Raw genomic sequence first — 3051 nt, forward strand, 5'->3', positions numbered from 1 at the left:
GCGAGGGGCCGGTCGGGTCTTTTCCGGCGGCGCGATCGCGGGTTTGATGTATCCGGACCGACCCGGTCCGGTTCGTGCCTCACTGAGCTTGTTTAACTGAATCGAACGCCACTCCGCGTCTGTTTGACCATGCTAAACAGGCTCGTGTAGTTTAGTCAAACAAGTTCAGTCACACTGTTTAAGAAGAGGGACCCCATGCTCGGTGACCGGCTCCGCGAACTGCGCCAGCAGCACGCCCTGACGCTGCGGCAGCTCGCCACCGAGGCGGACGTGTCCCCCGCGCTGCTCAGCCAGATCGAGAACGGCGCGACGGACCCCAGTCTGGCCACCCTGCGTAAGCTCGCCCAGGTCTTCGACACCTCGATCGCGGCGCTCTTCTCCGAACCGGAGGCGCCCGTGGTGCACGTCAGCCGGGTCGGCTCCCGCAGCAGGCTGGCCGCGCCGCCCGGCCAGATCGCCTACGACCGGCTCACCCCCGGCCGGGGCGACCTGGAGGTCCTCCAGGCCGACCTCGCCCCCGGCGACGCCAGCTCCACCGAGCCGTGGGCCCACCCCTCCACCGAGTGCGCCATCGTGCTGGCCGGCACGGTGGTCGCCGACATCGGCGGCGAGAAGTACGAGCTCACCACGGGGGAAGCCGTCACCTTCGACTCCCGGCTACCGCACCTCTACCGCAACGCCAGCGACCAGCCGGCCCGGATCATCATCGCGGTGACCCCGCCGACCCCGTAACGGTCGCCGGTCACCCACCAACGCACAACCGGCAGCGCCCGCCCACACCCGTCCGGGCCGTGGGCCGGTCGACGCTGCCCGGAAAGGACCACCATGGACCGCGACAGCGTCGACTGGTACGGCTACCTGCCGGCCGTCACCACCCCGTTCACCGGCTCCGGCGAGCTGGACCCGGCCGCCTGGCGGACCCAGCTCGACTGGTTCGCCGCCGAACGCCTGCACGGGATCATCGTGGCCGGCACCACCGGCGAATGGTTCAGTCTCACCGAACACGAGCGGGCCGAACTGTTCACCACCGCGGCCGACCGGGTCGGCGACCGGCTCACCGTGCTCGGCGGGTGCAACGCGTACACCGCCGCCGAGGCCATCCGGCACGCCCGCGCCGCGCAGGCCGCCGGGCTGGACGGCATCCTGCTCACCCCGCCGCCGTACGTGGTACCGACCCGGGCCGAGATCCTCACCTTCTACCGCACCGTCGCCGAGGCGGTCGACATCCCGCTCTGCGTCTACAACTGGCCGCGCGGCACCGGCGTCGACCTCGACGCCGACCTGCTGCGGGACCTCGCCGAGCTGGACACCGTGGTGGCGGTGAAGAACTCCACCCCGGACTTCGGCGGCTTCGTCCGCAGCCTGGTCGCCCTGCGCCACCGGGTGCGCTACTTCGGCATCCCCACCAACGAGGTCGGCATCGAGCTGATGACCAAGGTCGGCGGGGACGGGCTGATGGGGGCCGGGGCCGTCCTCGGCGCCGACCATCCCGACTTCTTCCGCGCGCTACAGGCCGGCGACCTGGACCGGGCCCGCACCCTCGGCGCCCGCGACCGGGTGATCATGGAGGAGTGGTTCGGGCCGGACTACGGCGCCCGGTTCGGCAACGCGCAGGCCATCATGAAGTACGCGCTCACCCTCCGGGGCGTACCCGCCGGCCAGGTCCGCGCACCGCTGCTCCCCCTCACCGACGCCGAACAGCAGCGGGTACGCGGCACGCTGACCCGGCTCGGCCTGCTGTCATGAACCACGTCGACACCGCCGTGGTCGGTGGTGGCCTGCTCGGCTGCGCCACCGCCTGGCAGCTCGCCCGGGCCGGCAGTCGGGTCCTGCTGCTGGAGAAGGACCAGATCAACCGGCACGCCTCCGGGCAGAACGCCGGCAGCCTGCACTTCCAACTCGAGTACCGGATGGTCGAACACGGCGACGACGCCGCCCGCGCGGCAGCCCGCGCGCTCCCCCTGCACCTCGACGCCGTACGCTCCTGGGCCGCCGTCGAGGACGAGTTGGGCGAGCCGTGCGGCGTGTCCCGGCACGGTGGGCTGATGCTCGCCGAGACCCCGGCCGAGGTCGCCGTGCTCGACCGCAAGGCCGCCCTGGAACGGCGGTACGGCCTGGCGGTGGAGGTACTGTCCGGCGCCGACCTGCACGCCCTCGCGCCGTACCTCGCCCCCACCGTGCGCGCCGCCGGTTTCGTCCCGGACGAGGGCAAGGCCAACCCGCGACTGGTCACCCCGGCGCTGGCCCGGGCGGCGGTCCGGTACGGCACGGTGCTGCACACCGGTTGCCGGGTGACCGGGCTGAGCCGCCGCAACGGGTACTGGGAACTGTCCACCCGCGCCGGGGCCGACGGCGGGCCGGGCGGGACGTACCGCGCCGACACGGTCGTGCTGGCCGGCGGGGTCTGGACCGCCGAGCTGGCCGGGATGGCCGACGTCCGGCTGCCGGTGTTCCCGGTCGGATTGACGATGAGCGCCACCGCCCGGACGGCACCGCTGCTGCCCCACCTGATCCAGCACGTCGGCCGACGGCTGTCGGTGAAGCAGACCGCCGAGGGGACCGTGCTGATCGGCGGTGGCTGGCCGGCCAAGCTGGTCAGCCGGTCCGGCCGGACCGACCTGGAGGTCAACCCCGAACTGCGGTACGAGTCGCTGACCGGCAACCTGGCCGCCGCACGGGTCGTCCCCGCCCTGCTCGACCTGCCGCTGATCCGGACGTGGACCGGCATGACCACCCTCACCCCGGACCAGTTGCCGCTGCTCGGCGCGGTACCCCGCCGGCCGGGACTGTTCGTGGCCACCGGCGGTTCCGCCTTCACCCTCGGCCTCACCTACGCCCGGCTGCTCGCCGGGATGGTGCTCACCGGCACGGCCGACCCGTCGGTCGCGGACTACTCGCCGGCCCGTTTCGGAGCGCTGAACTTTGCCTGACCCCGCCGCCCCGGTGCCCCCGGTCCGTACCGGCCTGCGCCGGCCCGAACCGGTCACCATCGAGGTCGACGGCGAGGCCGTCGTCACGTACCCGGGCGCGTCCCTGGCCACCGCGCTCCCC

The 3051-nt window shown here is 72.8% G+C and carries 3 protein-coding genes; all 3 read left to right on the plus strand.

What is annotated here, in order from left to right:
* The first annotated feature begins 195 nt into the window (after positions 1–195).
* The 3 genes from GSF22_RS32400 to GSF22_RS32410 all read left to right on the plus strand — a co-directional run bounded on the left by GSF22_RS32400 (position 196) and on the right by GSF22_RS32410 (position 2930).
* Positions 196–732 (plus strand): cupin domain-containing protein, encoded by a 537-nt coding sequence (locus GSF22_RS32400; protein ID WP_208817719.1) that lies wholly within the window; start codon positions 196–198, stop codon positions 730–732.
* 93 nt (positions 733–825) lie between these two features.
* On the plus strand, positions 826–1746 hold the full coding sequence (locus GSF22_RS32405) for a dihydrodipicolinate synthase family protein (protein WP_208817720.1): 921 nt from the start codon (positions 826–828) through the stop codon (positions 1744–1746).
* The gene (locus GSF22_RS32410; RefSeq protein ID WP_208817721.1) at positions 1743–2930 is read left to right on the plus strand and encodes an NAD(P)/FAD-dependent oxidoreductase; all 1188 of its coding nucleotides are present in this window, start codon (positions 1743–1745) and stop codon (positions 2928–2930) included. The genes GSF22_RS32405 and GSF22_RS32410 overlap by 4 nt, the downstream gene beginning before the upstream one ends.
* The last annotated feature ends 121 nt before the right edge of the window (positions 2931–3051 follow it).

The organism is Micromonospora echinofusca, assembly GCF_017614955.1.
In the GTDB taxonomy this organism is placed as follows: Bacteria; Actinomycetota; Actinomycetes; order Mycobacteriales; family Micromonosporaceae; genus Micromonospora; species Micromonospora echinofusca_A.